Origin of the sequence: Mucilaginibacter sp., from assembly GCF_965277465.1 — a bacterium.
Taxonomy (GTDB): domain Bacteria; phylum Bacteroidota; class Bacteroidia; order Sphingobacteriales; family Sphingobacteriaceae; genus Mucilaginibacter.
Genome location: NZ_CBDICW010000001.1, coordinates 1741382 through 1767557, shown reverse-complemented (window position 1 = coordinate 1767557; position 26176 = coordinate 1741382). Strand labels below are relative to the sequence as shown.

Here is a 26176-nt window from a genome sequence, read left to right as displayed (position 1 = left end):
GTAATGCAATAATTACTATAACATTCCGCCATCAACCGGGATAACCTGCCCGGTAATGTAGGATGCCATATCTGATGCCAAAAACACGCAGGCATTGGCAACATCTTCGGTTTCGCCGCCGCGTTTAAGCGGGATGGCCTGTGCCCAGCCTTCAACCACTTTAGGGTCAAGTACCTCGGTCATTTCGGTTTTTATAAATCCCGGTGCAACTACGTTGGTACGGATATTACGCGAGCCTAATTCTTTAGCTATAGATTTTGAAAAGCCGATGATACCCGCTTTTGAAGCCGCATAGTTTGATTGCCCGGCATTACCCTGCACACCCACTACCGAACTTATGTTAATGAAAACACCGTTACGGTTCTTCATCATTATTTTTGATGCTGCTTTGGTTACGTTGAAGATAGATTTCAGGTTTACGTCCAAAACCTCGTCCCATTGCTGCTCTGTCATGCGCATTAGCAAGCCATCTTTAGTGATACCTGCATTGTTAACCACAATGTGTAAAGTGCCAAAGTCGGCAACAATATCAGTGATCAGTTTATCAGCTTCTTCAAATTTTGAAGCATCAGAGCGGTAACCTTTTATTTTTGTACCGAAACTTTGCAGTTCCTGCTCCAGGGCCTCCCCTTTTTCCACAGATGATAAATAAGTAAAAGCCACATTGGCGCCATGCTCGGCAAACTTTTCGGCTATTTTGCGGCCTATTCCTTTTGATGCGCCGGTGATAAGCGCGGTTTTTCCTTCTAATAATTTCATATCTATAACATGATTTTGGCTGGCGAAGTTAGTTATTTAGAGTGAAAGTTTGAAAAATGGGAAACAATGACTATTGAAGAGATTGTAGGGTTGACAGATTAATTTTAAATAACTTATTTATACATTTAAAGCTACCTAACACGTGGTTTTTTATATCGATATAACAACAGTCAAATGAATAAAATTTTAGTAATACTTCTATTTGGATTTTTCAATCACTCGAATTTACTCGCTCAAACTACTATTGGAGAGTCAAAAGAAGAAATAAGGAAGTTAATTCAATCTAATCCAAACTTTAAGTTATTGCCAGGTGATAATTGTGATACATTAAATTTTGCACAAGGCATGCAAGCTATTTTTCTATATAAAAATAATATATGTTATAGCTCCACCAGTGTTTTACCGCTAAAATACAAGAATGATATTATCGAAAAGATGACAACTGATTCTTACAAAAAAATAAATGATAATACCTGGATAGATAATAAAAAGACAATCCAGGTGACGGTTAGTGTTGATAAAAAAAAAGCACTTGCTATGTAACGACAACTTATTATAAAATAAACTAAAATGGAAAGAGTAACCTTGTTCCAGGATTACTCTTTCAAAATAAATTATCAAAGCGGCTAATAAATTAGTGCGTAACGCTAAACACTTTAGCGGTTCCTTCGGTGCCATCCGCACAGATAGGAATGATCCTTCCGTTAATGCCGCTATATGCGCAGCCGGTACCAGAAGGAATTGTTATGGTTGCTGAAGTGGAATTGGTTGATGTTGTACCAAAAGATGAACCTGTGGCACAATAAAAATTACCGCCATAGGTAAAATGATCGGGGGTACCTGTGTAGGTCCAGGTGATGGTAATGGAGTAAGGACCATTGTAAACACCTGTTACGCCGGTAACAACCGCATTACAGCTAAACTCCTGCTTAGCTTTGGCTTTTACCTTGTGAATTTTGTGATTTGGTTTGATGGATGTAAACGAGTAAACGGTCACCAAAATTAGCCCAACTAAAATGGTGATGATAAGATTTCTTTTCATATCTCTAAGGTTTAAAAGGTTAATAATTAACAAATAATGGATAGGATTCCGCTTTGATAATAATTAAATCTATCACAATATTTACTAATAAGCAAATTAAGAGCGTTTTATTTCTTAACAATTATTAATAATAAAGCTTACTATCAACTAAAATCATTGCCCTTATAAAAGTTTACAAGGCTATTCTCTATATTTGACCCAAGTTCTTTACTTTATTTCAACTTGAGGTTTCCGGGTCTTTGATCCGGAATGAAAAAGGAACCGTGTGAAAATCACGGGCTGTCGCGCAACTGTAAGTAACGCAAAAGAGTTGTTGCCATTACCAATGTCCATTGTATCACCAAAACGATATGAGAAGGACGGCAACAATGTTACAAGCCAGGATACTTGCCCCATGTTTAAGACAATGCTTTCGCGTATTGAAGCAGTAGTCAGAGAATAAAGCACTATTACAGGTATTTGATATGCCCGTGTATTGCCTATATCTTTTATTACCATTTTCTCCGAAAGCATACCGAAAACCGTAAGGAGCATTAATTAAAATTAATGTTTAACCAAAAAAGTTTTATGCGTATGCTCAAAAACAATCTCGGGTACCCGCGTGTGGGCGCCCATCGTGAACTCAAAAAGGCCAGTGAACAATACTGGGCCGGCAAAACAAGCCGCGAAGAATTAATGGCAGTTGCCCGTACTATCCGCCAGCAAAACTGGAAACTACAACAGGAGGCAGGGATTGACCTGATACCCTGTAACGATTTTAGTTTTTACGACCTGGTATTGGACACCTCCCTGATGTTAGGCGTTATACCGCAGCGGTACAATGCCGTTTTAACAGGGAACGATCAGAATAAAGAGATCGATCTTTATTTTGCTATGGCAAGGGGCTATCAAAAGGACGGGCTTGACATTACCGCAATGGAAATGACCAAGTGGTTTGATACCAACTACCATTATATTGTGCCCGAATTTACAGCCAATCAATCTTTCAGGCTATTTTCCGAAAAGATCTTTGATGAATTTAACCTGGCCAAACAGGTTACCGGCACCATTACTAAACCGGTACTGATAGGCCCCGTTTCGTACCTTTTATTGGGTAAAGAAAAAGAGGCAGGTTTTGATAAGATAGACCTGATTAAAAAGATAGTACCCGTTTATATCGAGATATTGAATAGGCTGAAGCCGCATGGTGCTGTATGGGTGCAGATTGATGAACCCTTTTTAGCGCTCGATCTATCCCAGAAAGAAAAAGATGCCTTTGTTTACGCCTACAAAGAGATTAAAAACCACTGCCCCGAAATTAAGACCCTGCTTACTACCTATTTTGAAAGTTTAAATGAAAACACTGCTTTAGCTGTTAACCTTCCTGTGCATGCTCTGCATATTGATTTGGTGCGCGGCGCAAAACAGTTAGATGAAGTATTAACCATAATGCCCGAAAGCCTGAATCTGTCCTTAGGAGTGGTTGATGGCCGCAACATCTGGAAGAATGATTATATCCGCTCCTTAGCGCATATTAAAAAAGCCATAGCAGTTATTGGATCGGAGCGTTTAATGATAGCCCCAAGCTGCTCCCTGCTGCATACGCCTTTTGACCTTGACCTGGAAACTACCATCCACCATGAGATAAAGAACTGGATGGCCTTTGCCAAACAAAAGCTGAATGAGGTTAACGAGCTGAGCCAAATTATTGGGGGTAACAATGAACTGCTTAAAGTCAATATCGAAGCTATTTCAACCCGTAACCTATCTAAACTGATCCACAAGCAGGAGATCAAGAACAGAGTTGAAGCCATCACGGATGCCGATGCCAACAGGATCAGCAAATTTACATCGCGCCAAAAAATACAGCAGGGTAATTTCAGGTTACCGTTGTTCCCTACCACTACTATTGGCTCGTTTCCGCAAACGGATGACATTCGCCAGTTAAGGGCGCGCTTAAAAAAAGGCGAACTCACCCTTGAGCAATATGATGCCCGGATAGAACAGGCAACCATTGATGCCATACGCTGGCAGGAAGAAATTGGTATTGATGTTTTGGTGCATGGCGAATTTGAGCGCAATGATATGGTTGAATATTTTGGCGAGCAGTTGGATGGCTTTTTATTCACCAAAAACGGTTGGGTACAAAGCTATGGTAGCCGCTGTGTTAAGCCGCCTGTTATTTATGGTGACGTAAGTAGGCCAAAGGACATGACCGTGCGCTGGAGCAGCTTTGCACAAGCCAATACGCATAAACTGATGAAAGGCATGTTAACCGGCCCGGTAACTATTTTGCAATGGTCTTTTGTGCGGGATGATCAGCCACGATCTGAGACTACTAATCAGATTGCCCTTGCCATAAGGGATGAAGTTGTTGCATTAGAGAAGGCAGGCATAAAGGTGATACAAATTGACGAGCCGGCCATACGCGAAGGTTTACCCCTGCGCAAAGCCGACCGCGCTGCTTACCTGGACTGGGCCGTAAAAGCATTCCGTATTTCGGCCAGTGGCGTGCAGGACGAAACGCAGATCCACACCCACATGTGCTACAGCGAGTTCAACGATATTATCAAACACATAGCCGATATGGATGCCGATGTGATCACGATTGAAACCTCGCGCTCACAAATGGAACTGCTGGAGGCATTTGCCGATTTTAAATATCCTGCGGAGATAGGCCCCGGTGTTTATGATATACATTCGCCAAGGATCCCATCAACAGAAGAAATGGTGAACCTGCTTGAAAAGGCCGCTGCCCTGCTCCCTGTAGGCAATATTTGGGTAAACCCTGACTGCGGACTAAAAACAAGGAAATGGCCCGAAACACAGGCCGCACTTGAAAATATGGTGAAAGCAGCACAAGCTGCCCGCGAAATATTTAGTAAACAAACTGTAAATTAAACCAAAAGCCGTTCAGTTATGCTGAACGGCTTTGTACTATTGCATCATGAATATTGAAGAAAGAATACAATTAGCCGAAACCAGGATTTTTAAAGCGGTTTTCCCCAATACAACTAACCATTACGATACGCTTTTTGGCGGTACGGCCATGCACATGATGGACGAAGTGGCCTTTATAACAGCTACCCGCTTTACGCGTAAAACAATGGTTACGGTATCATCAGACAGGATAGATTTTAAACAACCCATTCCCGCCGGAACTATTATTGAACTGATAGGTAAAATTCAGCACGTTGGAAATACCAGCCTGAAGGTATTGGTTGAAATTTATGTAGAAGAAATGTATTCGTTTGAAAGGGAGAAAGCCATCACCGGCACTTTTACTTTTGTGGCGATAGATAAAGATAAAAAACCGGTTAAGGTTTTGGATTAAGTTAGCAATCAGGGTGTAAAAACAACATCTTATTCTATTCAGCAACTCCAATCATCGCCCTGTATTCCTGCTGCAGATCGAGCAAACAGGATGCACACATGCAGCCCTCATAGTTTTCACTGATGTATTGTACTTCGTTTAAATTAAGCTGCACAACACTGCACTGGCACTTGGTGTAGGAGTTTGCCTTACACTCAATGCCGGTACCGCAACGGTCGCATGGGATGATCTCGTGTTTTGTGTTCATCAATTAAAAACGCCCAAAAATAAGCAGAGGCGCAATACTTTGCGCCTCTGAATTGTAAAAATTATCATTTAGCAAGTCCACCATTTACTGCGGCCTGCTATTATACTTATGCAGAACAGGTCACACAACCTTCTTCCATTGAGCATGACGGGCCTTCAGGTACATCATTGCTTAATGATGCCACTACATCAGGTATTACAGCATCCATATTTTTACCGCCCTGGTTTTCAACTGTAAATTTAACCGCTTGCGATGCTGCCTGTGTACGCAGGTAGTACATACCTGTTTTAAGACCTTTCTTCCATGCGTAAAAGTGCATTGAAGTAAGTTTTGATGCATTTGGCGAGTTAATGAACAAGTTTAATGATTGCGACTGGCAGATATAAGCACCCCTATCGGCAGCCATATCAATAATGGTTCGCATCTTTATTTCCCAAACGGTTTTGTAAAGTTCTTTTACATCAACAGGTATTTCAGCAATATCCTGGATTGAACCGTTGGCAGTGATGATCTTATCTTTCATTGCACCATCCCACAAACCAAGGTTAACTAAGTCGCGCAGCAGGTGTTTATTTACGATAACAAACTCACCGCTTAATACACGGCGGGTGTAAATGTTTGAGGTATATGGCTCAAAGCACTCGTTGTTACCTAATATTTGCGATGTTGAAGCTGTAGGCATCGGCGCAACTAATAATGAGTTACGTACACCGTGGTTCATTACATCTAAACGCAGGTTTTCCCAGTCCCAACGGCCGCTATCAGGTGCTACGTTCCATAAATCAAACTGGAACTGTCCTTTTGATAGAGGTGAGCCCTCAAAGGTTGAGTATGGACCATCCTTAATAGCCAGATCCTTAGATGCTGTCATAGCTGCAAAGTAGATGGTTTCAAAGATCTCTTTATTCAGCTTCTTAGCGCCTTCGCTTTCAAACGGTAAACGTAACAGGATAAAAGCATCAGCCAAACCTTGTACACCTAAACCAATAGGGCGGTGACGCAAGTTAGAGTATTCGGCTTCCTTAATAGGGTAATAGTTATGATCAATGATCTTGTTAAGGTTGATAGTAGCCTGGTAGGTTACTTCGTATAACTTAACATGATCAAATATCCCATCTCTAACATAACGGGGTAAAGCAAGTGAGGCAAGGTTACAAACAGCAACTTCATCTTTTGCAGTGTACTCTATAATTTCGGTACAAAGGTTTGAGCTTTTTATAGTACCTAAATTTTGCTGATTTGATTTTCCGTTAGCAGCATCCTTGTATAACAGGTATGGAGTACCGGTTTCTACCTGGGCATCTAATATAGCAAACCACAGTTCCTGTGCTTTTACTACGCGGCGTGCGCGGCCTTCTTTTTCATATTTGGTATAAAGGTCTTCAAACTCCTTACCCCAGCATTCGGCTAAGCCTGGTGCTTCGTGCGGGCAAAATAAGCTCCAGTCTTCATTAGCTTCAACACGCTGCATGAAAAGATCTGATACCCAAAGGGCATAGAACAAATCGCGGGCACGCATTTCTTCTTTACCATGATTTTTACGCAGATCTAAAAATTCAAATACATCTGCATGCCAAGGCTCTAAATAAATAGCGAAGGCACCTTTACGCTTGCCACCACCCTGGTCAACATAACGTGCAGTATCGTTAAATACACGCAGCATCGGGATAATACCGTTGCTTGTACCATTGGTACCGCTGATGTATGATCCTGTAGCCCTTACGTTATGAATGCTTAAGCCAATACCACCTGCACTTTGTGATATTTTAGCAGTTTGTTTTAATGTATCGTATATACCTTCAATACTATCATCCTGCATGGTTAATAAAAAGCATGATGACATTTGAGGTTTTGGTGTACCGGCATTAAATAATGTTGGTGTAGCGTGGGTAAACCAGCGCTCGCTCATTAAGTGGTAAGTTTTGATAGCGCTCTCAACATCCTCTTTATGGATACCGATTGATACACGCATAAATAAGTGCTGCGGACGCTCAGCTATCTTACCATTCACTTTTAGCAGGTATGATTTTTCAAGGGTTTTAAAACCGAAATAATCAAAGCCAAAGTCGCGGTCGTAAATAATGGTGCTGTCTAACAATTCAGCATTGTTTTCAATTACCGCCCAAACATCATCAGCAAGCAACGAAGCATCTTTGCCTGTTTTAGGGTCAATGTAATCATGCAGTAAACGCATGGTTTCAGAAAACGACTTGATGGTGTTTTTGTGCAGGTTTGATACTGCAATACGTGATGCCAGCAATGCATAATCAGGGTGCTTGGTAGTTAATGACGCAGCCGTTTCAGCAGCTAAGTTATCAAGCTCAGATGTGGTTACGCCATCAAATAAACCTTCAATTACTTTTTTAGCCACATCAATAGGGTCAACTAACTGAAACCCATAACACAACTTTTCAATACGTGCTGTGATTTTGTCAAATTTTACCGTTTCTTTTTTTCCGTCTCTTTTTACTACGAACATCTTGGACCCCCTTGATTCTCTGCCCTGCTGGCAGAAGTAATTGTTAATTAATTATTGACCGCTGACTATTTGATTATAGGATTTAGCTGAACTTCAACTTCCTTTAAACCTTTTCTTCCTTAAAAATCTTCATCTAAGGAGAACGACTTGCTCTCCTGTGAGTTTAATACCCCACTTTTTTGATAATCGCCTACCCTTTTTTCAAAGAAATTGGTTTTACCCTGTAACGAGATCATCTCCATAAAATCAAATGGATTTGATGCTCCGTACACCTTATCATATCCTAATTCACCCAACCATCTGTCGGCCACAAATTCAATGTACTGGCTCATCAGCTTCGCGTTCATACCTATCAGGCTAACCGGCAAAGCATCACTTATAAATTCTTTTTCTATTTCAACTGCATCAGTTATAATAGCGGTTGCTGCTTCTTTTGATAGTTTATTGCTCAGCATTCTGTACAACAAACAAGCAAATTCGCAGTGCATACCTTCATCTCGTGATATCAGCTCATTGCTAAAGGTTAAGCCCGGCATTAAACCACGTTTCTTTAACCAAAAGATAGAGCAGAAACTACCTGAGAAAAATATCCCCTCAACAGCTGCAAAAGCAATTAGGCGTTCGGCAAAGGTTCCGTTATTGATCCATTTTAAAGCCCACTCTGCTTTTTTACCCACACATGGTACGGTATCAATAGCATGGAACAAACGGTCTTTTTCGGCGGGATCTTTTATATAAGTATCTATCAGCAGCGCATAGGTTTCAGAGTGGATGTTTTCCATCATGATCTGGAAACCGTAAAAGCAACGTGCCTCAGGCAGCTGCACTTCGCTCATAAAGTTTACAGCAAGGTTCTCGTTAACTATCCCGTCGCTTGCCGCAAAGAATGCCAATACATGAGATACAAAGTGCTTTTCGCCCGGGTTCATGTTCTCCCAATGCTTCATGTCATCGCTCAGATCAATCTCTTCGGCGGTCCAGAAACTTGCCTCACATTTCTTATACATTTCCCAAATTTCGGGATACTTAATAGGTAGTATAACAAAGCGATCTTTGTTCTCTCTAAGTAATAATTCAGTCTCCTGTTCCATGCACTCTTTTTATTTAAAAACCCCTTTCAATACCTATTTTTCAAGGTTCTTACATCCTTGTGGTCGGCAGATAGCAATGGCATGGAGCCGGGTGTACCTTATAGTAAAAAAGCATTTAATTCTGCTTTAACTATTTAATTATCACCCCCTCTATCCTCACTGTCAAACTACTTTAACTTTACAAATCAAACCATGATGTTACCATGGTTAACCCCCTTTTACTGGCTTGGTTGCCAGCAATATTAGATAGCGTTGAAAGAACTTATAATTCAAATATAGGGCTTGAATTTTTAGGATGTTAGTTTAAGTTTTTAACATCACCTATAAGTTATAAACAAATTAAAAGTGGAAAGGTTAGGGCAGAGATAATTAGGTGATGAGGAACCTATTTTAAGCATCGGGTTGGTAATGTATCAAATGACAAATCATCAACATTACCAGCCCGGCTAAATGATTGCTTAATCAGCAACCGGAACAAATTTCATAGACACGGAGTTTACGCAATGGCGGGTATTTTTTGGAGTTAAATATTCACCTTCAAAAACATGGCCTAAGTGCGCGCCGCAATTGGCACAAATAATTTCAACACGCCTGCCATCAGCATCAGGCACGCGTTTTACAGCACCGGGTATCTCATCATCAAAGCTCGGCCATCCGCAATGCGATTCGAATTTCGACTCAGACGTATAAAGCGGCGTATCGCATCTTTTACATACATACAAACCCTGTGCATGATTATCCAATAAAGAACCCGTAAAAGGGCGCTCTGTGCCTTTGTATAATATCACCTGTTCTTCTTCGGGAGTTAATTTATTATATTCCATTTTATATAATTGAATTTTGATTTTAATTGACAGATTAATTAGGTGGGCGGAATGAAATCCTGTTACTTTATCCCTACCCCCACTTATATAAATATACGACAATTAGCCCGCTAATTTTGTTTTTGCAGATGGAATTGACACAGGGTTGACGCTTGGTTGTGGGTATTAGTATTGCAATACATGCTATGTCAACATTAAACCCAAACAAAAAATCCCGGCCAAACTGACCGGGATTTTTTGTTTTTATATTTTCAGCTTTCGCCGTTAAGCATTACGCTAATTTAGCCAGCTCTTCTGCCAATGCAGCACCAATTTCGGCTGGCGATTCAACAACGCGGATACCACACTCACGCATGATCTTCATTTTTGCAGCTGCTGTATCATCGGCACCGCCAACAATTGCACCAGCATGGCCCATACGGCGGCCCGGAGGCGCTGTTTGGCCAGCAATAAAGCCCACTACAGGTTTAGTACCGTTTTCTTTTATCCATTTTGCCGCTTCGGCTTCCATACCACCACCAATTTCACCAATCATGATGATACCGTGCGTTTCCGGATCGTTCATTAATAATTCAACCGCTTCTTTAGTAGTTGTACCAATAATAGGGTCGCCACCAATACCAATAGCGGTAGTGATGCCTAAACCTGCTTTAACTACCTGGTCAACCGCCTCGTAAGTTAAAGTACCTGATTTTGAAACTACTCCAACATGGCCTTTTTTGAAGATAAAGCCCGGCATGATACCGATCTTTGCCTCATCAGCAGTGATAATACCCGGGCAGTTTGGCCCAATCAGGCGCGAATCCTTGCCTACCAGGTATTCCTTTACCATAATCATATCCTTTGTAGGGATACCTTCGGTAATACAAACAATAACCTTTATACCAGCCTCGGCTGCTTCCATAATTGAATCGGCTGCAAAAGCAGGAGGTACAAATATGATAGATACATTAGCACCTGTTTCCTGTACAGCATCATACACGGTATTAAAAACTGGTCTGTCAAGGTGCGTTTGGCCGCCTTTACCGGGCGTAACACCACCAACAACCTGCGTTCCGTACTCAATCATCTGCGAAGCATGGAAACTACCTTCTTTACCTGTAAAACCCTGAACTATAACTTTGGAATCTTTATTTACGAGTACACTCATTGGATTTTTTTATTTGTAGGGCAAAGCTAAAGTTTTTGATTGAATGTCAAACCCATTGTGCTACTATTGAGCTAATAATTTTACAATAGGTAAATAACATCAGTTTAATGAAGCCGGTGGGTTAAACTCACCCTCGCTCTTAGCTATCACAATAGTGGCAATCCCGTTCCCTATCATGTTGGTAATGGCCCGTGCTTCTGACATAAACCTGTCTACCCCCAACAATATAGCAACGCCTTCGGCCGGGATCAGTTTAATGGCTGCCAGTGTTGAAGTCAGGATAATAAAACCACTGCCCGTTACCCCTGCCGCCCCTTTTGAGGTGATCATCAGGATACCGATAATGGTTACCTGCTGCTCCCAAGTTAGCGGGATATGAAATACCTGCGCCAAAAATATCACCGACATGGACAGGTATATAGTAGTACCATCTAAATTAAAAGAATAACCTGCCGGGATAACCAGGCCAACCACAGATCGTGAACAGCCGAATTTCTCCATCTTATCCATCATGGCCGGCAATACCGATTCGGAAGATGAGGTTCCCAATACGATCAATATCTCTTCCTTTATAAATTTGAGGTATCCCCAAAGGCTGAACTTATACAAGCGGCAGATAACGTTGAGCACAATAAAAATGAACAGGATCATGGTGATATAAACCGATCCCATCAGCAAGGCCAGCGGTTGAAGCGTTTTAATGCCATAAGTACTGATGGTATACGCCATACCCCCAAAGGCACCTATGGGTGCCACCCGCATTACCATGCGCATAATGTTAAAAAACACTTTGGCAAGCTTATCAAACAAACTAATAACGGATTGTCCCGTTTCGCCCATGTGGCTCAATCCAAACCCAAACAATATCGCAAAGAAAAGGATCTGTAAAATATCGCCCTTGGCAAAAGCATCAAATACATTACCGGGTACAATATGGGCTATAAAATCTCCCCAGTGCATGTCGGCTGCAGCTTTTTGGTAAACGGCCAGCTTAGAGGCATCAGTAGCCCCATGATTTACAAAGCCATCGCCGGGTTTTAAAATATTGGCTACCAAAACACCTATTATTAAAGCAAAGGTGCTTACTATCTCAAAGTACAATAAAGCCTTACCACCTACCCTGCCCACTTTTTTCATATCGCTCATGCCGGCAATACCCAGCACAATAGTGAAAAATATAATGGGCGCTATAAGCATGGTTATTAAACTGATAAAGGTTTGGCTGATAAGCTTTGCCGTTGGCCCGAAGGATTTAAAGCAAAAGCCTATCACCACCCCTAACAGTATACCGGTAATAACCTGAAAATTGAGATTGGTTAGCAGTTTCTTCATTTAATAACAAGTATACGGTTTAGCGGTAATATTATAATACAATTACCCCTAACGAAATATGCCGGGCTATATAATTTTGATCAAACATTCCCGTTATTAGCAGCAATGAAAGCTATTGCGCTGTTTTTAATTCTATGTATGCTAACCCTCTCGGCGGTGCCGGTAAGGGCTGTGGCTTTACATACCGGGTTAAAAAAAGAATGCTGCTTTAAAACCGCCAAACAAAGGCCTTGCAAACAAAGTAAAAACACTTGCAACGGGCAAGGTGCATGCACTTTTTTATCATGCAGCGGTTGTGGTTTTTTAGTAATCAGCAGCATTAATATTACCCCTGCAATGCCCATTATTACAAAAAATGCGGCAGCCTATTATGCAGCGGGTAATATTTCAGGCTTTTCGCTTTCTTCCTGGCACCCTCCAAAAGTTTAATAATAAGTCCGTTCTACCTTGCCTTATCCATAAGTCAAATTATTATTAAACATTATTTAAAATCAAAATCATGAAAAAGTTTTTTTTTCATCACTATGGTGATGCTATCTGCTATAAGTACAATTTCTTTCGCCAATACACCATGCTGCAACAGTAAAATGAACCATTGTACCAGGTGTGCAAAAAGTTGCGACCGTACCACCTGTATGGATTATTGCAGTAAAACCTGCAAGAATCATGGCGAATGCGCTAAAACATGTAAGTAACCATCAAAGAGCCGGGGTCAACCCGGCTTTTTGATTTAAAGGCGACCTGCAATGTTGCTTTAGTCAATCTACCTGTGCTTCCCAAGGTACAAAACCAGGTGCTAAACTTATTCAACTAAATCACTACCAAACTCATAGGGATTTTCTTAATTTCGCAGCCTCATACGCGTAAATAAAAAAATGGACTATCAATTTAAGGATATAGAGAAAAAGTGGCAAAAGTTTTGGGCTGATAATCAGACTTTCAAAGCCGAAGATAAAACCACCAAACCCAAGTATTATGTGCTGGATATGTTCCCGTACCCATCAGGTGCGGGGCTACATGTGGGCCATCCGCTGGGCTATATTGCTTCTGATATTTTTTCGCGCTATAAAAGGCTTAAAGGCTTTAATGTACTGCACCCAATGGGTTACGACAGCTTTGGCCTGCCGGCCGAGCAATATGCCATACAAACCGGGCAGCACCCTGCAATAACCACCGAAGCAAATATTGCAACCTACCGCCGCCAGCTTGACCAGATCGGTTTTTCTTTTGACTGGAGCCGCGAAGTGCGCACCAGCTCGCCAGATTATTATAAATGGACGCAGTGGATTTTTATGCAGCTTTTTAACAGCTGGTATAATAAGGATGCTGATAAGGCACAAAGTATTGCCAAATTAGTTGAGCATTTTGAAAATAACGGCTCGGCAGGTATCAATGCAGTTTGTGACGACGAGGTTGCAACCTTTACTGCTGATGAATGGAAAGCTAAAAGCAACCAGGACCAACAAGCCGAACTATTAAAATACCGCCTTACCTACCTGCGCGAAAGCACCGTTAACTGGTGCGCTGCCTTAGGTACGGTATTGGCTAACGACGAAGTTAAGGATGGATTTAGCGAGCGTGGCGGCTACCCTGTTGAACAAAAGAAAATGATGCAATGGAGCATGCGCATTACCGCCTATGCTGATAGATTATTGAAAGGATTAGATACAATTGACTGGCCCGAACCTTTAAAAGAAATGCAAAGGAACTGGATAGGCAAAAGCGTAGGTGCATTGGTTAGATTTAAGCTTGAAGCTGTTACCACCCTCTCCCCTGGAGAGGGCCGGGGTGAGGCTTACATAGAAGTATTTACCACCCGTGCCGATACTATTTTTGGTACTACTTTTTTGGTTATAGCACCCGAGCATGAGCTGGTGGCATCATTAACTAGCAATGCGCAAAAAGGCGATATTGAAGCCTACATCGCGCAGGCTAAAAAGAAATCGGAGTTAGAGCGTATGGCTGATGCCAAAACCGTATCAGGTGCATTTACCGGCAGCTATGCAATAAACCCGGTTAATGGCGAAAAGATACAGGTATGGATTGCTGATTATGTTTTGGCAGGCTACGGAACCGGTGCCGTAATGGCCGTACCATCCGGCGATCAGCGCGATTATTTGTTTGCCAAACATTATAACCTGCCGATAATCCAGATCATCGACCAACAAAAAATTGATACCGAAGCCGACCCTACCAAAGAAGGCCGGTATATAAACTCAGGCTTTATTAACGGTTTAACTTACAAAGAAGCTACCGCTGCCATTATTGCCAAGCTGGAAGAAATTGGCGCCGGTAAAGCAAAAGTAAACTTCAGGATGCGCGATGCCATATTTGGCCGCCAGCGTTACTGGGGCGAGCCTGTTCCTGTTTATTTTAAGGATCAATTACCTTATCTGATCAGCGAAAGCGAGCTGCCATTGATACTGCCCGAGGTTGATAAATACTTACCAACCGAAAGCGGCGAACCGCCTTTAGCCCGCGCCACAGACTGGAATTATAAGGCCTCACCTAAATCCTCTCCAATGGAGAGGACTTTACAAGCAGGCGAAGCTAATTCCCTCTCCCCTGGAGAGGGACAGGATGAGGCTTTTGAATATGAATTAAGCACCATGCCGGGTTGGGCAGGCAGCAGCTGGTACTGGTACCGATACATGGATGCACAAAACGACCAGGAGTTTGCATCAAAACAAGCTATTGAATACTGGAAAGATGTTGACCTGTACATAGGCGGATCAGAACATGCTACCGGGCACTTGCTGTACAGCCGTTTCTGGAACAAGTTTTTAAAGGACATGGGCCTTGTTGTTGAGGAAGAGCCTTTTAAAAAGCTGATAAACCAGGGGATGATACAGGGAAGATCAAACTTCGTTTATCGTTTGGTTGATGAGGATGGCCGCGGTACAAACACCTTTGTTTCTGCCGGGTTAAGAAAAGAATATAAAACCTCTGATCTGCATGTTGACGTAAACATTGTAGAGAACGATATATTGAATATAGATAAATTCAAAAAGTGGAGGCCCGAATATGCCGATGCTGAATTTATATTGGAAAACGGCAAATACATCTGCGGCGTTGAAGTCGAAAAAATGTCGAAATCAAAGTTCAACGTGGTTAACCCCGATGATTTGATCGAGCGTTATGGGGCCGATACCCTGCGTATGTACGAGATGTTTTTAGGTCCGCTGGAACAAAGCAAACCATGGAACACCAATGGCATTGAAGGCGTGTTTAAATTTCTGCGTAAATTTTGGCGCTTGTTCCATAACGATGCCTGGGAGTTTAGTGTATCGGGCGATGAACCTACCAAAGCCGAATTAAAATCATTGCACAAGATCATCCGTAAGGTTGAGGAAGATGTAGAACGTTTTTCGTTCAATACATCGGTTTCCAGCTTTATGATTGCCGTAAATGAGCTGACAGATCTTAAAAGCAACAAGAAAGCTATCCTGCAGGATATGGTAATTATACTTTCGCCTTATGCCCCTCATATCTGCGAGGAATTATGGGTATTATTAGGTAACCAGGCAGGTACTTTAAGCTATGCAAACTACCCAAAATTTAATTGGGCTTACCTTGTTGAAGATGAATTTGCCTACCCTGTTTCTTTTAATGGTAAAACAAAAATGAACCTTAGTTTGTCATTGAGCCTGGAACTTAAAGATATTGAAGCCAGTGTTTTAGCCAATGCCGATGTACAAAAATACCTTGATGGTAAAACCCCTAAAAAGGTAATAGTTGTTAAGGGCCGCATAGTAAATATTGTACTTTAAACACTAAGTACTGTAACTAATTCATTACAGGGGATGGTTATTGCAAAATAATAACTATCCCGTTGTAACAATTCGCCTATTTTCGCCTCAAATTACAAAACCAATAAAGAATGAAACGTTTTTACATACTTATTATAATTATATGCTCCGTTATTTCGGCCAAGGCACAGTTTGGTGCTGTGGGTAGTGGCGGATCAAAAATTGTAGGAAAAATTACCGGAACAATCATAGATTCGGTTACTAAAAAACCGATGGATTATGTACCGGTTAGCTTATACCACAGCGGCGGCAAAAGCCCGATGAATGGTGTTGTTACCGATTCGAAAGGAAATTTCGAGTTGGATAACATCCACCCCGGCAGCTACAAAATATCGGTTGATTTTATGGGTTACCGGTCAAAAGTAATTGATCCTATCACCACAACCGATGGAAAACCCGATAAAGGATTGGGTAACATTATCTTTTCGCCTACAGCAAGGGCACTAAAAGAAGTGGTTATTACAGGGGCAACTCCCCTGGTTGAAAACCGCATCGACAAAATAGTTTACAATGCAGAAAAGGACATAACCGCTGCCGGTGGTAGCGCAACGGATATACTGCAAAAAGTACCCTTGGTATCGGTTGATATAAATGGTAACGTATCTTTACGTGGTGATGCAAACGTGCGCGTACTTATAAACGGCAAGCCATCCGGTGCCACATCAGCCAGCTTATCAGATGTTTTAAAAGGTATCCCGGCCGATCAGATCAAAAGTATTGAAGTGATCACTTCGCCATCAGCAAAATATGACGCAGAAGGCTCAGCAGGTATCATTAACATCATTACCAAGCAAAAAAATATTTCTGGTATCAGCGGCAGTGTTAGCGGTGGTGTAGGTACCCGTCAAAATAACGGTAACATGAACTTTAACTACAATAAAAACAGGTTCAACTTAACCGTGAATGTTGGTGGTAATGCATCATGGCCTCAAACTTCATTAACAGATTTTAAACAAACCATTGATAACGGAACTATTAATACCTCAACCGAAACAAAAGGCACCAGCAAGGTAACACGCCACGCAGTGATAGGTACTGTATCTGCAGGCTATGAGTTTAATGCCTACAACAGCATTACCACCAGCGTACGCCTTAATCAAATTGAGTTTAATACCAACTCCAATTCGCAAACTATTGCCGCCACTCCATACAGCAGCAATACCATTGGCCATGCTGTACCGGCAAGCGGATTTGACTGGAATGTTGATTATACCCACAAGTTTAAAAAGGAAGGCGAAGAGCTTGACCTGTCTACACAGTGGAGCCACAGCATTGGTAATACCGATTTTACCACCTATTATACCAGTGTATTTAAAAACATAAAAAACAATATTGACGGTACCAATAACGAGTACACTTTACAGGCTGATTATACCCTGCCTATAAACACTACTTTTAAATTAGAATCAGGCGGTAAGTACATTATCAGAAGGATAAATTCAGTTAACAGTATTTTTGATCCTAATGGCAGTACTGATTTTACCTATAATCCACTAAATTCAAGTTCATACGGTTATAATCAAAATGTAACCGCAGCATACTCGGTATTAACCATAAACTTATCAAAAACATACAGCATACTTGCCGGTATAAGGGATGAGTATACTACCATAAGCGGAGATCCGCAGAGCCTTTCTGAAATGCTTTCGCCATTTAGCCAGCATTATAATACTTTAGTGCCCAGCTTAACCTTCCAAAAAAAGCTGAGTGCTACGCAAACTATTAAACTGGCCTATAGCAAACGTATTACCCGCCCAAGCCTGCAGTTCTTAAATCCGTTTACTGACAGTACCAGCATACAGAGCCAAAAAGTTGGTAACCCAAGGTTAAATCCTGAAGTTTCACAAACGCTTGAGCTTGATTATAACACCTTCATCAAAACATCAATAGTAAACCTATCTGCTTATTACAAGCATACAACCGGTTTAATTGAGGGTATTGCAACTCCAATATCTGTTATAGTTAATGGCGTGGCCGAGGGTGGTACAATTACCACTTATCAAAACATTGGTAACAATAACTCATTTGGTGGCAGCTTTTTTGGATCGGTAACACCGTTTAAAATATTAACCCTTATTGGTAACATTAATGCTTATACCTATAAACCTGATCCATCTGGCGTGTTCCATTTAGCGCAAAGCCAAAATGGTACATACATACAGTATGGTGGTTTTTTAAGGGCTACGCTGACATTACCGCATGATATTATTGCAGAATCATTTGCCTTTGGTAGCTCGGCCCGCCGTACTATTCAGGGAAGCAACCCATCGTTCAGCATTTTTGGGGTAGGTGTTAAAAAACAATTCGATAAGAAAAAGTTCTCTTTGGGTTTAAATGCGATACAGCCGTTTAGCACTTATAAGAGCTTTGATTCCAGCATTTCAAGTCCTGGCTTAACCCAAAGCAGCAAGTTCCAGTTACCGTTCCGTTCATTCGGTTTAACGTTTAGCTACAACTTTGGTAAACTAAGTTTTAGCAACCCGCAACAACAAAAGAAGGGTGTTAATAACGACGACTTAAAACAAGGTGATTCCGGACAAGGTGGTGGTGCACCAGCCGGTAATTAATTAAGCCAGTACTTTAGTAAATACTTAAACAGGCGGAAAGATTGATCTTTACGCCTGTTTTGTTTAAAAGGATTTCACCGTGTTATGCAAATCAATCTTGCTTAACGGCTCTGTAATTAGGGGATTGCTGCGCTATCGCTCGCAATGACGCTTGGAGAGTACCTTTAATTCATACGTCATTGCGATGAGGTACGAAGAAGCAATCGCGAACTATGCAAGTCAACCCTGCTTAGCCGCTCTGTAAAATCGGGGATTGCTTCGCTATCGCTCGTAATGACGCGGGGGTGGGGCCTTGTACGTCCTACGTCATTGCGATGAGGTACGAAGAAGCAATCGCGACCTATGCAAGTCAACGCTGCTTAAGAGGCTTGCTCCCTACTCCGCTCCAACTTCAATACCTATCTGTTTCAATAAAAGCGAGGCGTTAAAGGTTTTACATTCGCCATGCTTAATTTTATAATCAAACAGCATTTCGCCGTCTTTTACTTTTATATCGAAGTAAAAATTACGCACATAACCGGGGTAGCCTTTTTCTAACTCGGCAATCTGTAAATCGTGGGTGGCAACCATCCCTACCCCTTTTTTACGGATCAGTTGCTCAATCACCGCTTTTGAACCCAGGTATTTATCAACCGAATTGGTACCGCGCAGCATCTCATCTATCAAAAAGAAAACCTTTGGTTCAGTTTCAACAGCCTTTAATAACATTTGAAGGCGGTCAAGCTCTGCCTTAAAGGTTGAGGTGCTTTCGTTCAGCGAATCCTTGATACGCATGTAGGTGATAATGGTAATTACCGAAACTTCCATTTCATCGGCACAAACAGGCGCACCGCTTAGGGCCAATACACTGTTAATGCCTATTGTGCGTAAAAAAGTACTTTTCCCGGCCATGTTTGATCCGGTTATAATATCTATTTTAAAAGCATCCTTCAGCTCATAATCGTTCTCAATTCTTTTGGCACTGCTAATCAGCGGATGCGCCAGGCCTTTTGCAGAAACAGTATACCCATCGCCGCCGGCAATTAATGGAATGCTCCAGTTGGGGTAATTGATCCGCAGACTGGCAAGGCTCATAATTGCTTCAAATTCGGCCAGCACATCAAATGCCGTTTCCAGGCTTTCCTGGTTATCACGCTTCCATTTTTCTATGCTGATGATCTGGCGGATATTCCAGATAAAAAGCACGTTCATAATAATGTTAACAATAAGGTTTAAACGATAGTTAAGCTTATTGATGAGCTTTGAAAGCTGCCCTATTTTATCCGAAACAGGCTCTCCCGCAATGTTTTTAATTTTCGATGATACCTCCTTCAAATAAGCCGACTGCCACTCCTCTTTTTCTATACTATTAAAGGCAAGCACAAAATGCTGTAAGGTAGTGCCTATTTTGCCTGCTATCAGGTCGGTTTTTTCAACTTCTTTTGCCCTTGATGATGATAAGCGGTAGTTAAATAACATAAGCAGCGGTAAAAAATACCGTGCCGGGGCGTAATAAAAGGCAGCCATGCTTACCGCTAACAAAATAAAAGGAGCCGCTTTGCTATAAAGGCCCAGCACTTTTTCATTATCCAGTTCAATGGGAATTTTAAGATAGCTAACTAAGTTTTTTATTTGCTCGCGCTGTTGTTTCAGGGAAAAAAGCAGGTGGGCCTGTATATCAAGCTTCCAGTCGCTTTTAGCAGCAATTTCTTCAACCGCTTGCTGGCGCAGCAGGATGGTTTGTTTATCAGCAGCAGAATTTAACCATTTAGCCAGTTTAACAATACCCGGAAATGTTGCCCCCCGGTTAATAAGCTGAAACAGCGAGTTGTCGCCAAATATGTCGAGATCTGCGGTATAAAAATGCTTGTCGTTACTAAAAACAGTACCATTATTATAAATGTTGGTTTGGCTTTGCATACTGCCAACTTCATTTTGGGTAACCTTTTCAATATCTAAAAAATAGTTTTTTAGGGTATCGTACTGGTTTTGCTTTTTAATAAGCCAGCTAAAGCAAAATATTAAAACTATCAGTGCAAAGGCTATAATAATTATTTGATCAAGGCTTACAGCTACACATACGGCAAGTATGAACAAGCCAAAGATCACTAACCTGTAGAGCGAATAATTATTGGCGAGCTTTTTATATTTATCGGCCTCTTGCCGGGCAAATGCCACTTTTTGCTGGTAATGGTTTATTATATCCTGTTCCACTGTGTTTTTTGCGGGATTTAAATCAATCGGAGTTTTTAACTTTGCAACTTTACAACATTTAAACAACTTTACAACCTCTTTTATGAAGATTACATTTCTGACCGTAGGCAAAACCGAGGATGCCTATTTAAAAGAGGGTATTGAAAAGTATGTTAAGCGTTTAAAGCATTACACCAAATTAGTGATCATTGATATTGACGAGCTTAAAAATACCAAAGCACTAACACAGGAACAGCAAAAAACAAAAGAGGCCGAACTGATCCTGAAAAAAATAACCCCGCTTGATCATGTAATACTACTTGATGAAAAAGGCATGGAGCTATCATCACAGCAATTTGCAGGCTATATTGATAAAAAGGCCATCGCATCTGTCAGTAACCTTGTTTTTATAGTTGGCGGCCCTTACGGGTTTGATCAATCTGTTTATAACCGGGCTAATGATAAGCTGTCCCTCTCGCCCATGACTTTCTCACATCAAATGGTTCGCTTATTTTTTGTGGAACAGCTTTACCGTGCCTACACCATAATTAAAGGCGAGCCCTATCATCATCAATAATTTAATTGATTATTATTCGTTTTACAGCCTGGTGACATAATAAGCAGCAACATTGCTGACCAATAGCCCTTAATGGTCAGTAAACTGTAAAAATGTATTGCTGTGATATAAAAGTGCCCTTATTGTTTTAAAGTGCCCTATTTTTGATTAAAATACCCTGCTATGCATCATATAATTACTGAACTTATATCTGTTAAATTCATTCTTTTTTATATCCTGATAGTTTCAACTATCATAGTTCATTACAGGGGAAAGGTTAGGTTTAAGTTTTTCAGGCAGCTTACAGACCACTCAACCTTTATGGCGCCCATAAATATGCCCATGTATGCCTTTTCGGGTGTTGAGAACAGACCTTATATTAAATCATCTAATTTCCCGCAGCTTGAATTGTTAAAAAACAACTGGGAAACAATTAGAGATGAAGCACTGCAGTTAGAGCGCGAAGAATTAATCAAAGGATCGGACAAGTATAACGACATGGGGTTTAACTCATTTTTTCGCCGCGGGTGGAAACGTTTTTATTTAAAATGGTATGATGATTTTCATCCCTCAGCAAAAAAATACTGCCCTAAAACTATTGAACTGATACAAGGCATACCTGAGGTTAAAGCCGCCATGTTTGCCGTATTGCCAGCAGGCAGCGAATTATTGATGCACCGCGACCCTTATGCGGGTTCCTTACGTTATCACTTAGGTTTGATTACTCCAAATTCCGAGCAGTGCCATATTGTGGTTGATGGCCAAAGCTATGCCTGGAAAGATGGTGAGGATGTTATTTTTGATGAAACCTATATCCATTACGCGGAGAATAAGACGGATATTGACCGTATCATCCTGTTTTGCGATATACAGCGCCCGGTAAAAACCATGTTTGCCCGTGGCTGGAATAAATTTTTCGGCTGGTTTATTATGGCTGCTGCGGTATCACCCAATATGGGCGAGGATAAAACAGGAAACATCAATAAAGCTTTCAGGTATGTATACTCTATCCGTTTGTTGGGTAAGCGCATCAAAGCATACAATCGTAACCTGTATTATGCAGTTAAATATGCACTGATGCTGATCATATTGTACCTCATCTTCTTTTAATGGAACTTTAATGTGTAATTAGCTTATAATAATTAAATTTGCTGCATGTCAGCAGGTCACGATCATTCACATCATCACCACCATGATCATGCCCCCAAGCTTGATCATTTAAACGCCGCTTTTATTATCGGCATTATTTTAAATTCAGCCTTTGTAATTATTGAGGTAATAGCGGGTTTATCAACCCACTCTTTATCCCTGTTAACCGATGCAGGCCATAACCTGAGCGATGTTGCCGGCTTAGCCCTCGCCCTATTGGCATTTAAGCTTACCAAGGTAACATCAAACAGCAAATACACTTACGGTTACAAACGCTCAACTATTATTGTATCCTTTTTTAATGCGCTTATATTATTTGTAGCGGTAGGCTTTATTGGTTACGAAGCTATTATGCGTTTTATGCATCCCGAAAAAATTGCGGGCGGCACAATGGCATGGGTAGCCTTTATTGGTATAGGTATTAATGCCTTTACCGCTTGGCTTTTTGTTAAGGATAAAGATACCGATTTAAACGTAAAGGGCGCTTATTTACACATGGCGGTTGATGCCATTGTATCATTCGGTGTTGTTATATCGGGGCTTATTATTTATTTCACTAATCTTTACTGGATTGATAGTGTTGTTTCCTTAGTGATAGCCATTGTTATTTTAAAAGGCACCTGGAGCCTGTTAAAGGACAGCTTAAGGCTGGAGATGGATGGTGTACCAAAAGAAATGGACCTTGGAAAAATCAAAGCTGAACTGTTAAAAGGTAAAGGCGTGGTTGATGTACACCACATGCACGTTTGGGCCTTAAGCACTACCGAAAATGCTTTAACTGCTCATATTGTTATTGATCCTGAGTTTTTATCAGCTTTTGATAACATTAAGAAAGATTTGCGCCATCGTTTGGAGCATTTGGATATTAGCCACAGCACCTTTGAACCGGAGTTTTCTGAAGAGGACTGCAAGCAGGTAAATTGCGATTAAATAACCAGAGAGAATTAAATCAACGACACAAAGTGAGTGTCGTTATAAATAAAAAATCCCCAGCCATGCAATTGCACAGTTGGGGATTTTTATTTCTATTCCTTTTGGCGGATGCCAGGAAAACGGATTTATCAGGCTTTTTTAGCAGCTGCTTTTTTTGCTTTTGGTTTGGCTGGCTCTGCTGCTTCGGCAACTGGTGCCTCAACAGGTTCTGCAGCTTCTTCAACAGCAACAGCAACCGGTGCCTCTTCGGCAACCGGCTCAGCTTCGTTAAAAAATGGTTCGTCTTTAAGGATCTGGAACCAGCTGATCACCTTTTTCATATCAGAAGCATAAACTTTCTCTTCGTCATGATCCGGAGATACTATCCTGAAAAACTCTCTTAATTTTTTACTTTCCGATTTTGCATCCGGGATATTTGATTCGCTTTTCATACGCTCAAAAACATCTGTCAGCTTAATATCTTCTTCTAAACCAAAAATAGTTATCTCGTTCAGCGCCGCTAATTTGGCAGTTGATAAATTTGCTATCAGTTTTGTTTTTTGTGCATCAAGGCTTTCTAAAACATAACCTGTTTTATTTTGCGTTAACGCTTTCCATAATCCCGGTTTGCCAGATACGGCTACTACTCCCTGTAAATTCATTTCTGTTTTTTTTGTATCGTTAATTAATGAACGACGAATCGCCCGGCAGCTAACTACCGGTTAAACTCATCGGTTCAAAAAATTAATCTTCAATAACTTCTATACCTAAAATCTTATCGCCCTGGCGGATTGCATCAACCACTTCAACGTTCTCAACCACTTTACCAAAAGCAGTGTGGTGCCTGTCTAAATGTGCAGTATTAGCACGGCTATGGCAGATAAAGAACTGTGAACCGCCGGTGTTACGGCCAGCGTGAGCCATTGATAATACACCACGATCATGGTATTGGTTCTCGCCTGTTAACTCACAGTCGATTTTGTAACCCGGACCACCAGCACCAGTACCGGTTGGATCGCCACCCTGTATCATGAAATTAGGGATAACTCTGTGGAATATTACGTTATTATAAAAGCCAGACTTAGCTAATTTTTGAAAGTTTGCAACTGTGTTAGGTGCATCTTTATCATAAAATTCAACGGTCATGTCGCCTTTTTCGGTTTTGATGATTGCTTTGCTCATTTTTTTTCTAAAATAGTAGGCAAAGGTAATAATTTGGAGATTAAATCACAGTGTTGATTATGTGATTATATACATAGTTGAATTAGCCTTATTATAATACCCTAATCAATTATTCGTTACATTTGAATAAGTCATCATAACCATTAAATAGTGATCATAAAGTACATGCACATTAAATACTTTTTAGTTTTTGCCCTTTACCTTTTACCTTTTTTCACCAGGGCGGCCTCTATCCTGCTGCCTATGGACGAAGAGCAAAAGGATCACCTAAAATCGTATGGGATTGCTTTCTGGACGTTGAAGAGCGGCGAAGAGGTTGACTGGCTGCTCAATTACCGGGGCGGCAGCTTTATGATGAAATACAACCAAAAGATTGAGGATGAATGCAAGATCCGCGGGGTAAGCTACGAGGTTTTGGCAGATGCCAAGGTTAACGAGATACTGGCCGAAGTAAGCGATCCATCGGTTAATATGGATATTGTAAAGTTGGAGAAAGCGCCTAAAATGGCGGTGTATTCCCCAAAAAACAAACTGCCCTGGGATGATGCGGTGACAATGGTTTTAAAATATGCCGAGATCCCCTACGATGTTTTATACGATGAGGAAGTGATAAAAGGCGATCTGCCTAAATATGATTGGCTGCACCTGCACCATGAGGATTTTACGGGGCAATACAGCAAGTTTTATGGCAGCTTCCGTTATGCGCAATGGTATAATGATGATGTGCGGATACAGGAAGCTACAGCGCATAAATTAGGCTTTAAAAAAGTGTCGCAAATGAAGCTGGCCGTGGCTGAGCATATCCGTGATTTTTGTGCGGGCGGCGGTTTCCTTTTCGCCATGTGTTCGGGTACCGATACTTTTGACATTGCGCTTGCTGCCGCCAATACAGACATTTGCGAATCAATGTTTGACGGTGACGCTGCCGAGCCGGATGCACAATCAAAACTTGATTTTAGCCAAACCTTTGCCTTTCGCAATTTTACGTTGGATATGAACCCGATGTCGCACCAGTTTAGCAATATTGATGTAACCACAACCAGGCAGATTGAACGGAGCCGTGATTTTTTTACGCTGTTTGATTTTTCGGCAAAGTGGGATGTTGTGCCCAGTATGCTTACCCAAAACCACGACAAGGTGATTAAAGGTTTTATGGGCCTTACCACTGCCTTTAATAAAGATATGCTGAAGCCTGGTGTAATTATTATGGGCGAAATGAAAAGCAATAACGAAGCGCGTTACATTCATGGTGAATATGGTAAAGGCCAGTGGACATTTTATGGCGGCCACGATCCCGAAGATTACCAGCACATAGTTGGCGATCCGCCAACAGATCTTAAACTGCACCCCAATTCGCCCGGGTACAGGCTTATTCTAAATAATGTATTGTTCCCGGCAGCCCGAAAGAAGAAACAGAAAACCTGATAGCAGAAAAATTAATAGCGAATTATTTTGGTCGGCTTTAAAAGGAAGCGCAGTAGGTGATAAATACCGGTATAAATATATTTGTATAACGTTGCTGCATGCGTAGGTATGCTACCTATTGAATATGCCTATACGAGGGCTATTGTAAAACCCTTCTTCCATTTCCC

21 protein-coding genes and 1 riboswitch are annotated in these 26176 nt (G+C 41.2%); of the genes, 9 read left to right on the top strand and 12 right to left on the bottom strand.

Annotation, left to right across the window (positions count from 1 at the left end; all coding sequences use genetic code 11):
* Positions 1-15: 15 nt before the first annotated feature.
* Complete coding sequence (gene fabG, locus ACQY4U_RS07980) at positions 16-759, bottom strand: 3-oxoacyl-[acyl-carrier-protein] reductase (protein WP_428328866.1); 744 nt, start codon at positions 757-759, stop codon at positions 16-18.
* A gap of 174 nt (positions 760-933) precedes the next feature.
* Between fabG and ACQY4U_RS07975 the strand changes: the two genes are divergently transcribed.
* On the top strand, positions 934-1302 hold the full coding sequence (locus ACQY4U_RS07975) for a hypothetical protein (protein ID WP_428328865.1): 369 nt from the start codon (positions 934-936) through the stop codon (positions 1300-1302).
* Between the two features lie 91 nt (positions 1303-1393).
* Here the strand turns inward: ACQY4U_RS07975 and ACQY4U_RS07970 are convergent, their stop codons facing one another.
* Positions 1394-1801, bottom strand: a complete 408-nt coding sequence (locus ACQY4U_RS07970) for a hypothetical protein (protein WP_428328864.1) — start codon at positions 1799-1801, stop codon at positions 1394-1396.
* Positions 1802-2009: 208 nt separating this feature from the next.
* A riboswitch (cobalamin riboswitch) is annotated at positions 2010-2210 on the top strand.
* Between the two features lie 164 nt (positions 2211-2374).
* Here ACQY4U_RS07970 and metE point away from each other — a divergent pair.
* Together metE and ACQY4U_RS07960 are read left to right on the top strand one after the other, a co-directional pair.
* Positions 2375-4681, top strand: coding sequence for a 5-methyltetrahydropteroyltriglutamate--homocysteine S-methyltransferase (metE, locus tag ACQY4U_RS07965; RefSeq protein WP_428329736.1), 2307 nt, complete (start codon positions 2375-2377; stop codon positions 4679-4681).
* A gap of 46 nt (positions 4682-4727) precedes the next feature.
* Positions 4728-5114 (top strand): acyl-CoA thioesterase, encoded by a 387-nt coding sequence (locus ACQY4U_RS07960; protein WP_428328863.1) that lies wholly within the window; start codon positions 4728-4730, stop codon positions 5112-5114.
* A 34-nt stretch (positions 5115-5148) separates the two neighbouring features.
* Here the strand turns inward: ACQY4U_RS07960 and ACQY4U_RS07955 are convergent, their stop codons facing one another.
* The 7 genes from ACQY4U_RS07955 to ACQY4U_RS07925 all read right to left on the bottom strand — a co-directional run bounded on the left by ACQY4U_RS07955 (position 5149) and on the right by ACQY4U_RS07925 (position 12868).
* Positions 5149-5361 carry a cysteine-rich CWC family protein gene (locus ACQY4U_RS07955; protein WP_428328862.1) on the bottom strand — a complete coding sequence of 71 codons (213 nt, stop codon included), beginning with the start codon at positions 5359-5361 and terminating at the stop codon, positions 5149-5151.
* A 106-nt stretch (positions 5362-5467) separates the two neighbouring features.
* Positions 5468-7840, bottom strand: coding sequence for a ribonucleoside-diphosphate reductase subunit alpha (locus tag ACQY4U_RS07950; protein ID WP_428328861.1), 2373 nt, complete (start codon positions 7838-7840; stop codon positions 5468-5470).
* A gap of 119 nt (positions 7841-7959) precedes the next feature.
* Positions 7960-8931, bottom strand: coding sequence for a ribonucleoside-diphosphate reductase small subunit (locus ACQY4U_RS07945; RefSeq protein ID WP_428328860.1), 972 nt, complete (start codon positions 8929-8931; stop codon positions 7960-7962).
* Positions 8932-9389: 458 nt separating this feature from the next.
* A complete protein-coding gene (locus tag ACQY4U_RS07940; RefSeq protein ID WP_428328859.1) occupies positions 9390-9755 on the bottom strand; it encodes a methionine-R-sulfoxide reductase in 366 nt (121 codons plus the stop codon).
* Positions 9756-10026: 271 nt separating this feature from the next.
* On the bottom strand, positions 10027-10905 hold the full coding sequence (gene sucD / locus ACQY4U_RS07935; protein WP_428328858.1) for a succinate--CoA ligase subunit alpha: 879 nt from the start codon (positions 10903-10905) through the stop codon (positions 10027-10029).
* A gap of 99 nt (positions 10906-11004) precedes the next feature.
* On the bottom strand, positions 11005-12237 hold the full coding sequence (gene dctA / locus ACQY4U_RS07930; RefSeq protein WP_428328857.1) for a C4-dicarboxylate transporter DctA: 1233 nt from the start codon (positions 12235-12237) through the stop codon (positions 11005-11007).
* 481 nt (positions 12238-12718) lie between these two features.
* Positions 12719-12868, bottom strand: coding sequence for a hypothetical protein (locus tag ACQY4U_RS07925; protein WP_428328856.1), 150 nt, complete (start codon positions 12866-12868; stop codon positions 12719-12721).
* Positions 12869-13112: 244 nt separating this feature from the next.
* Between ACQY4U_RS07925 and leuS the strand changes: the two genes are divergently transcribed.
* The gene (leuS, locus tag ACQY4U_RS07920; RefSeq protein WP_428328855.1) at positions 13113-16007 is read left to right on the top strand and encodes a leucine--tRNA ligase; all 2895 of its coding nucleotides are present in this window, start codon (positions 13113-13115) and stop codon (positions 16005-16007) included.
* A 110-nt stretch (positions 16008-16117) separates the two neighbouring features.
* Complete coding sequence (locus tag ACQY4U_RS07915; protein WP_428328854.1) at positions 16118-18613, top strand: TonB-dependent receptor domain-containing protein; 2496 nt, start codon at positions 16118-16120, stop codon at positions 18611-18613.
* A gap of 375 nt (positions 18614-18988) precedes the next feature.
* Here ACQY4U_RS07915 and ACQY4U_RS07910 read toward each other — a convergent pair whose 3' ends face one another.
* A complete protein-coding gene (locus tag ACQY4U_RS07910; protein WP_428328853.1) occupies positions 18989-20806 on the bottom strand; it encodes a MutS-related protein in 1818 nt (605 codons plus the stop codon).
* 82 nt (positions 20807-20888) lie between these two features.
* Here ACQY4U_RS07910 and rlmH point away from each other — a divergent pair, with 82 nt between their 5' ends.
* From rlmH to ACQY4U_RS07895, 3 genes are all read left to right on the top strand, one after another.
* On the top strand, positions 20889-21362 hold the full coding sequence (gene rlmH / locus ACQY4U_RS07905; protein ID WP_428328852.1) for a 23S rRNA (pseudouridine(1915)-N(3))-methyltransferase RlmH: 474 nt from the start codon (positions 20889-20891) through the stop codon (positions 21360-21362).
* A gap of 162 nt (positions 21363-21524) precedes the next feature.
* Positions 21525-22451 (top strand): aspartyl/asparaginyl beta-hydroxylase domain-containing protein, encoded by a 927-nt coding sequence (locus tag ACQY4U_RS07900; RefSeq protein WP_428328851.1) that lies wholly within the window; start codon positions 21525-21527, stop codon positions 22449-22451.
* Between the two features lie 45 nt (positions 22452-22496).
* On the top strand, positions 22497-23420 hold the full coding sequence (locus ACQY4U_RS07895; protein ID WP_428328850.1) for a cation diffusion facilitator family transporter: 924 nt from the start codon (positions 22497-22499) through the stop codon (positions 23418-23420).
* Between the two features lie 131 nt (positions 23421-23551).
* On the opposite strand, the gene ACQY4U_RS07890 is transcribed toward ACQY4U_RS07895, so the two are convergent.
* Both ACQY4U_RS07890 and ACQY4U_RS07885 read right to left on the bottom strand, forming a co-directional pair.
* Positions 23552-24064 (bottom strand): DUF5606 domain-containing protein, encoded by a 513-nt coding sequence (locus ACQY4U_RS07890; protein ID WP_428328849.1) that lies wholly within the window; start codon positions 24062-24064, stop codon positions 23552-23554.
* Positions 24065-24146: 82 nt separating this feature from the next.
* Positions 24147-24584, bottom strand: a complete 438-nt coding sequence (locus ACQY4U_RS07885) for a peptidylprolyl isomerase (protein WP_428328848.1) — start codon at positions 24582-24584, stop codon at positions 24147-24149.
* 243 nt (positions 24585-24827) lie between these two features.
* Here ACQY4U_RS07885 and ACQY4U_RS07880 point away from each other — a divergent pair, with 243 nt between their 5' ends.
* The gene (locus ACQY4U_RS07880; protein ID WP_428329735.1) at positions 24828-26009 is read left to right on the top strand and encodes an asparagine synthetase B; all 1182 of its coding nucleotides are present in this window, start codon (positions 24828-24830) and stop codon (positions 26007-26009) included.
* Positions 26010-26176: the final 167 nt, after the last annotated feature.